Source organism: Actinophytocola oryzae (genome assembly GCF_004364325.1).
In the GTDB taxonomy this organism is placed as follows: Bacteria; Actinomycetota; Actinomycetes; order Mycobacteriales; family Pseudonocardiaceae; genus Actinophytocola; species Actinophytocola oryzae.
On record NZ_SOCP01000030.1, the window covers coordinates 78,440 to 85,798 of the forward strand.

Below are 7,359 nucleotides of genomic sequence, written 5' to 3' on the forward strand. Positions count from 1 at the left end.
CGGGAACGGGCCGTGACTAGGCTGCCGAGCGGGAGGTTCACCACCATGAGCGGAGCTTGCGAAGCGAGCGAGGAGTCGGCATGAGCAGTGCGACCGAGTCCTTGGGCCAGGTGCCCAGCGGCGAGACGGACATCCACACGACCGCGGGCAAGCTCGCCGACCTGTACCGGCGCAGCGAGGAGGCCGTGCACGCCGGGTCGGCGCGGGCCGTCGAGAAGCAGCACGCGAAGGGCAAGAAGACCGCCCGCGAGCGCATCGACATGCTGCTCGACCCCGGCTCGTTCGTGGAGCTGGACGAGCTGGCGCGGCACCGGTCCACGAACTTCGGCCTGGAGAAGAACCGCCCGTACGGCGACGGCGTGGTGGCCGGGCACGGCACCGTCGACGGCCGTCCGGTGTGCGTGTTCAGCCAGGACGTCACGGTGTTCGGCGGCGCGCTCGGCGAGGTGTACGGCGAGAAGATCGTCAAGGTCATGGACCTCGCGGTGAAGACCGGCAGGCCGATCATCGGCATCAACGAGGGCGGCGGCGCACGCATCCAGGAGGGCGTGGTCTCGCTCGGCCTCTACGGCGAGATCTTCATGCGCAACACGCGTGCGTCCGGGGTGATCCCGCAGATCTCGCTGATCATGGGCGCGAACGCGGGCGGTCACGTGTACTCCCCCGCGCTCACCGACTTCGTCGTGATGGTCGACCAGACCTCGCACATGTTCATCACCGGCCCCGACGTGATCAAGACGGTCACGGGCGAGGACGTCGGTTTCGAGGAGCTGGGCGGCGCGCGGGCGCACAACACGAAGTCCGGCAACGCGCACTACATGGGCGCGGACGAGGACGACGCGATCGCCTACGTCAAGGAGCTGCTCTCCTACCTGCCGTCGAACAACATGTCGGACCCGCCGGTGTTCCCCGGGTTCGTCGAGGACGGCTCGGTCGCGGAGGGCGTCTCGGGGACCGACCTCGAGCTGGACACGCTGATCCCGGACTCGCCGAACCAGCCCTACGACATGCACGAGGTCGTCACGCGCGTGCTCGACGACGGCGAGTTCCTCGAGGTGCACGCCATGTTCGCGCCGAACATCCTGTGCGGGTTCGGCCGCGTCGAGGGCCACGCCGTCGGGATCGTCGCGAACCAGCCCACGCAGTTCGCGGGCTGCCTCGACATCGACGCGTCGGAGAAGGCCGCGCGGTTCGTGCGTACCTGCGACGCGTTCAACGTGCCCGTGCTGACCTTCGTCGACGTGCCGGGCTTCCTGCCGGGCACCGACCAGGAGTGGAACGGCATCATCCGGCGCGGCGCGAAGCTGATCTACGCCTACGCCGAGGCGACCGTCCCGAAGGTCACCGTGATCACCCGCAAGGCCTACGGCGGCGCGTACGACGTCATGGGCTCCAAGCACCTCGGCGCGGACATGAACCTGGCGTGGCCGACCGCCCAGATCGCCGTCATGGGTGCCCAGGGCGCGGCGAACATCGTGCACCGCAAGACGCTGGCCAGGGCCGTCGAGGACGGCGAGGACGTCGACGCACTGCGGGCCCGGCTGCAGCAGGAGTACGAGGACACGCTGTGCAACCCGTACCAGGCCGCGGAGCGCGGCTACGTCGACGCGGTCGTCCCGCCTTCGCACACACGCGGGCACGTCGCGAGGGCCCTGCGCCTGCTGCGTGACAAGAGGGAGAGCCTGCCGCCCAAGAAGCATGGGAACATCCCGCTATGAGCGGAGCTTGCGGAGCGAGTCCTCGACGTTCAGGCCGCCTCGCAGCGGGCGAGGAGGCGGCATGAGTGAGCGACCCCACCTGCGGATCGTCCGAGGTGACCCTTCGGACGAGGAACTGGCCGCTCTCGTGGCGGTGGTGACGACGCTGGGCGCCGGTGAGGAGCCGCCTCCGGAGCGGCCGTCGGCGTGGTCGGACCGGCGTGTACAGGTGCGTGAGCCGCTCGCGCACGGTCCCGGCGCGTGGCGTGCGTCGGGCCTGCCGCGCTAGTCGGGCTCCCGCTCGCGGTTGTTGAGGATCAGGATGCCGGGGACCACGACCACCAGGTAGAGGCCCATGCCGTAGGCCACGTCGCGGACACGGGCGCGGTCATCGTCGCTGCCCGCGAACCACAGCGCGGTGCCGAGCGCGGCCAGCAGCAGGATCGTGCCCGCCATCACCTTGGCGAACTTCTTGTAGGAGCACCAGCGGGAGCAGCCGCCGGTGATGCTGTGCCGGCACAACCGGTTGCCGCTTGCGCTGGTGGGCATCTGCACCGCGCGGTCAGAGTGCCGCATGCGCATATCCTCGCTACCGGCGGCCTCGCCCGACAAGTCCGCCTGACACACTGCTCCACATGCGGAGCCCCTGGACAGCCATGTGGGCGCTCTGCGCGTGCTTCTTCATGATCATGCTCGACTCGACGATCGTCACCGTCGCCATCCCGACCATGCTCACCGACCTCGACGCGAACCTCAACGAGGTCGTGTGGGTGAACAGCGTCTACCTGCTGGCCAACACCGTTCCGCTGCTGATCACGGGCCGGCTGGGCGACCGGTTCGGGCCCAAGACCGTCCTCGTCGCGGGGCTCGTCGCCTTCACCGCGGCCTCGACCTGGTCAGGGCTCGCCCAGACGGCGGGCGAGCTGATCGCCGCACGCACCCTCCAGGGGCTCGGCGCCGCGCTCATGACGCCCCAGACGCTGTCGTTCATCACGAGGCTGTTCCCGCCGGAGAAGCGTGGCCTGCCGATCTCCATCTGGGGGTCCGTCGCCGGGGTCGCCACCCTGGCCGGACCGGTCCTCGGCGGACTGCTCGTCGAGAACGTCGGGTGGCAGTGGATCTTCCTGGTCAACATCCCGATCGGGGTCGTCAGCCTCGTGATCGCCGTCGCGGCACTGCCCAACTGGCAGCCGAGGCGAGCGCTGCGGTTCGACCCCGTCGGGACGGCACTGTGCGCGCTGGGCCTGCTCGCGCTCGTGTTCGGCGTGCAGAACGGCCAGCACTACCACTGGGGACCGGTGTTCGGCTCGCTCACCATCGTCCACGTGCTGATCGTGGGGGTCCTGCTGCTGGCCGTGTTCGTGTACCGGCAGGTCACCGTCAGGGCCAGGGAGCCGCTCGTGCCCAACGAGCTGTTCCGCGACTCGACCTTCACCTACGCCAACCTCGCGCACGCGGCCATGGGCTTCGCGATGACCGGCATGTTCCTGCCGCTGGTCCTCTACGTGCAGACCGTCCTCGGGCTGTCCGCGCTGGCCTCGTCGCTGCTCGCCCTGCCCATGGCGGTCACGGCCGCGATCGCGTCCACGGTGTCCGGAACGCTCTGGCACCGGCTCGGCGCCCGCACGCTGATCATCGCCGGGTTCGCCACCCTCGCCGCCGCCGTCGGCGTGCTCGTCTACCAGGCCGCGCCGGACACCGACCCCGCGACGCTCGTGCCGGGGCTCGCGGTCGCGGGGCTCGGCATCGGGTTCGTGTTCTCGCCGCTGACCACCGCCGCGACGGCCGGGATGCCGCCGGACCTGGCCGGGGCGGCCTCGGGGGTCTACAACACGGCCAGGCAGGTCGGCGGCGTGCTCGGCAGCGCGGCGACCGGGCTCGTGCTGCAGCTCGGGGTCGCGTTCGCGGTGCCGGACGCCGCGCGTGCGTACGCGGAGCGGCTGCCCGTGCGCTACCGCGAGGAGTTCGTCCAGCGGGTCACCGAGGCGGCGAACACGCCGAGCCAGTTCGACACGACCAGCCCGCCCGTGCCCAGCGGCCTCGACCCGAACGTGGCGGGTCTCGTCAGGCGGATCGTCACCGAGGTGTTCCACAACGGCTTCACGGTCGCCGCGAAGGCCAGCCTCATGCTGCCGATCGCGGTACTGATCCTCGGCATCGTCGCGGCGACGGGCATCCGGGTCCGCACGCGAGATCGAGTGTCCTAGAGTCCGCCACGTGCAGTTCGTGCTCGCCTCGCAGTCACCAGCCCGCCTGATGGTCCTCCGTGGTGCCGGTATCGAGCCGGTCGTCCAGGTGTCCGGAGTGGACGAGGACGCGATCGTCGCCTCGCTACCGGAGGGCTCCGGGCCGGAGGACACGGTCACCGCGCTCGCCGAGGCGAAGGCCAGGACCGTCGCGGCCGACCACGACGACGCGGTGGTCGTCGGCTGCGACTCGATGCTCTTCCACGGCGGCGAGCTGGCGGGCAAGCCGGGCAAGGTGGAGCTGGCCCGCGAGCGGTGGCAGCGGATGGCGGGCAGCACGGGCGCGCTGCTCACCGGGCACGCCGTGCTGCGCGTACGTGAGGGGGCGGTGGAGACGGCCGTGACCGGGACCGTCAGCACGACGATCCGGTTCGGGTCACCCGCCGAGGAGGAGCTCGAGGCCTACCTGGCGACGGGCGAGCCGCTCGGCGTCGCGGGCGGGTTCACCCTCGACGGCTACGGCGGCTGGTTCGTCGAGGGCGTCGACGGCGACCCGTCCAGCGTGATCGGCATCAGCCTGCCGCTGACCCGGCGCCTGCTGCGTCACGTGGGCGTCTCCGTGGTCGACCTCTGGCGTTAGGGGCACGGGTTCAGCAGGTTGTCGCGGTCCACCGCGACGACGGGCCAACCGGGAAGCGACTCGAGGTCGTCGTAGTTCCTCGTGCAGCCGAGGTCCTGGCTGCGCAGGTTGTAGACCCGCACGAACACCGGGGTCCTCGAGCAGTCGTCGCCTGCGCCGCGGTCGCAGCGGTGCTGGGCCACGAGGATCTCCGCGCCCGTGTCCGGCGTCACCTCGGCGAGGGCGAGGTAGCCCGCGTCGGACTGGAACGACTGGGCCAGCTCGTTCCACTTGGTGGACCGGCCGACCACGATCTGCCCCACGATGCCGTCGGGGGACTCGCCACGTAACAGGCACGCGGCGAGCGTGCCGGGCACGCACTGCAGCGACTCGGGTCCGAGCTGGGCGCCCATGCTGGTGATCGTCGCCTCGACGACGTCGCTGGAGCCCGCGCCGCCGATGCGGAGCCTGCCCGACATGTTGCCGTTGTCGGCGACGAGCTCGACCTGGGTGCCGCCGACGTTCGTGGTCGCGAGCACCTGGCACGGCTGGACCAGGCAGCCGTCGACGCCTGCCCCGCCGCCCGGCGTCGACGCTGTGGTCGTCGTCGCGTCCGACGCCGCCGCGTCGCGGTCCCGCAGCGACGCCGCGACCGCCAGCGCACCCGCCGCGACCAGCGCACACGCCGCCGCGGTGATCACGACGGCCCACGGCCGCCCCACCCTTGCCATGGCCTACCCCCGTCAGTCCCGTGAGCTTGCTCTCAGGCTCCATGCTCCCGCAGGGTCCGTAGACTTCCCAGACAACGACAGTCTGCCGCCTCGTGTAAGGGGGAGTGTGGGCGTGCCCCAGCTCAGCAAGGTCCTGGTCGCCAACCGGGGCGAGATCGCAGTACGGGTGATCCGCGCGTGCAAGGACGCCGGCCTGTCGAGTGTCGCCGTGTACGCCGACCCCGACCGGGACGCGATGTTCGTCCGGCACGCCGACGAGGCGTTCGCGCTCGGCGGTGCCACGGCGGCCGAGAGCTACCTGAACATCGAGAAGCTGTTGGACGTGGCGGCCCGTGCCGGTGCCGACGCGGTGCACCCCGGCTACGGCTTCCTCTCGGAGAACGCCGAGTTCGCCCAGGCAGTCATCGACGCGGGCCTCACCTGGATCGGCCCCGGTCCGCAGGCCATCCGCGACCTCGGCGACAAGGTCACCGCCCGGCACATCGCGACCCGTGCGGGCGCGCCGCTGGTGCCCGGCACCAAGGAGCCGGTCGACGGGCCGCAGGAGATCATCGCGTTCGCCGAGGAGCACGGGCTGCCGGTGGCGATCAAGGCGGCGTTCGGCGGCGGCGGGCGCGGGCTCAAGGTGGCACGCACGGTCGAGGAGATCCCCGAGCTGTTCGACTCGGCGGTCCGCGAGGCGGTCGCGGCGTTCGGGCGGGGCGAGTGCTTCGTCGAGCGCTACCTCGACCAGCCCAGGCACGTCGAGGCGCAGGTCATCGCCGACCTGCACGGCAACGTCATCGTGGTCGGCACACGCGACTGCTCGCTGCAGCGCCGCCACCAGAAGCTGGTCGAGGAGGCCCCGGCGCCGTTCCTGACCGAGGTGCAGCGCTCGTCGATCCACGAGTCGGCCAAGGCCATCTGCAAGGAGGCCGGCTACTCCGGTGCGGGCACGGTCGAGTACCTGGTCGGCAAGGACGGCACGATCTCCTTCCTCGAGGTCAACACGCGGCTGCAGGTCGAGCACCCGGTGTCCGAGGAGACGGCGGGTATCGACCTGGTGCGCGAGCAGTTCCGCATCGCGGCGGGCGAGAAGCTGCGGTTCACGTCGGACCCGGAGCCCCGGGGCCACTCGATCGAGTTCCGGATCAACGGCGAGGACGCGGGCCGTGGTTTCCTGCCGGCGCCGGGCGTGGTCACCACGTTCGTGCCGCCGGACGGTCCCGGTGTGCGGGTGGACACCGGCGTCGAGTCGGGCACGGTCATCGGCGGGCAGTTCGACTCGCTGCTGGCCAAGGTGATCATCTCCGGCGCCACCAGGGAGGAGGCCCTGGAGCGGTCACGGCGTGCGCTGGACGAGATGGTCGTCGACGGCATGGCGACCGTGCTCCCGTTCCACCGCGTGATCGTGCGCGACCCGGCCTACGTCGGTGACGGAAAGTCGTTCAGCGTGCACACCCGCTGGATCGAGACGGAGTTCGACAACACCATCGAGCCGTTCACGGCGAGCGAGGACCTGCCCGAGGCCGAGGAGCGCCAGAGCGTCGTGGTCGAGGTGGGCGGCAGGCGGCTGGAGGTGTCACTGCCGGGTGGCCTCGCCGTCGGCACCGCGGCCCCGAAGGCGGCAGCGGCGAAGCCCCGCAAGCGCGCGGGCGCCAAGGCGACCGCCGCCTCCGGCGACGCGGTGTCCGCACCCATGCAGGGCACGATCGTCAAGATCGCGGTGGAGGACGGCCAGACGGTCGCGGCGGGTGACCTCATCGTGGTGCTGGAGGCCATGAAGATGGAGAACCCGGTGACCGCCCACAAGGCAGGAACGGTGACCGGCCTGACGGTGTCCACGGGCGAAACCGTCACGCAGGGCAGCGTCCTGTGTGAGCTGAAGGACTGAGACCCAGCTCGGACGAGCAAACAGACCGTGCAACCCCGCAACACCGTGAGCGGGCCGCCGGTGTCTGGACTGACGAGCACGGAAGTCCCTGCGCGAGGAACGAGCCCAGGGACTTCCGCGCGCAGGAGGGAAGACGCCGGATGAAGGCCCGCTCACCAGCGAGCGGAGCGAGCCAAACCAACACCGTGAGCGGGCCGCCGGCGTCTGGACTGACGAGCACGGAAGTCCCTGCGCGAGCGAAGCGAGCCCAGGG

7 protein-coding genes are annotated in these 7,359 nt (G+C 71.0%); 5 read left to right on the plus strand and 2 right to left on the minus strand.

The genetic code is table 11. The features are described 5' to 3' along the window. The first annotated feature begins 80 nt into the window (after nt 1–80). Both CLV71_RS45240 and CLV71_RS45245 read left to right on the plus strand, forming a co-directional pair. Nucleotides 81–1,718: an acyl-CoA carboxylase subunit beta gene (locus CLV71_RS45240; RefSeq protein WP_133909148.1), complete on the plus strand. Its 1,638-nt coding sequence runs from the start codon at nt 81–83 to the stop codon at nt 1,716–1,718. A 61-nt stretch (nt 1,719–1,779) separates the two neighbouring features. After that, nucleotides 1,780–1,986, plus strand: a complete 207-nt coding sequence (locus CLV71_RS45245; protein ID WP_133909149.1) for an acyl-CoA carboxylase subunit epsilon — start codon at nt 1,780–1,782, stop codon at nt 1,984–1,986. Here CLV71_RS45245 and CLV71_RS45250 read toward each other — a convergent pair. Further along, nucleotides 1,983–2,273, minus strand: coding sequence for a hypothetical protein (locus CLV71_RS45250; protein WP_133909150.1), 291 nt, complete (start codon nt 2,271–2,273; stop codon nt 1,983–1,985). The two genes, CLV71_RS45245 and CLV71_RS45250, sit on opposite strands and share 4 nt — an antisense overlap. Nucleotides 2,274–2,332: 59 nt before the next feature. On the opposite strand from CLV71_RS45250, the gene CLV71_RS45255 reads away from it, so the two are divergent. Together CLV71_RS45255 and CLV71_RS45260 are read left to right on the plus strand one after the other, a co-directional pair. Continuing rightward, complete coding sequence (locus tag CLV71_RS45255; protein ID WP_133909151.1) at nt 2,333–3,904, plus strand: DHA2 family efflux MFS transporter permease subunit; 1,572 nt, start codon at nt 2,333–2,335, stop codon at nt 3,902–3,904. 10 nt (nt 3,905–3,914) lie between these two features. After that, nucleotides 3,915–4,523, plus strand: coding sequence for a Maf family protein (locus tag CLV71_RS45260; RefSeq protein ID WP_133909152.1), 609 nt, complete (start codon nt 3,915–3,917; stop codon nt 4,521–4,523). On the opposite strand, the gene CLV71_RS45265 is transcribed toward CLV71_RS45260, so the two are convergent. Next, nucleotides 4,520–5,233 (minus strand): hypothetical protein, encoded by a 714-nt coding sequence (locus tag CLV71_RS45265; RefSeq protein WP_133909153.1) that lies wholly within the window; start codon nt 5,231–5,233, stop codon nt 4,520–4,522. The two genes, CLV71_RS45260 and CLV71_RS45265, sit on opposite strands and share 4 nt — an antisense overlap. A 112-nt stretch (nt 5,234–5,345) precedes the next feature. Between CLV71_RS45265 and CLV71_RS45270 the strand changes: the two genes are divergently transcribed. Beyond that, the gene (locus CLV71_RS45270; protein ID WP_424923963.1) at nt 5,346–7,106 is read left to right on the plus strand and encodes an acetyl/propionyl/methylcrotonyl-CoA carboxylase subunit alpha; all 1,761 of its coding nucleotides are present in this window, start codon (nt 5,346–5,348) and stop codon (nt 7,104–7,106) included. Nucleotides 7,107–7,359 lie beyond the last annotated feature (253 nt).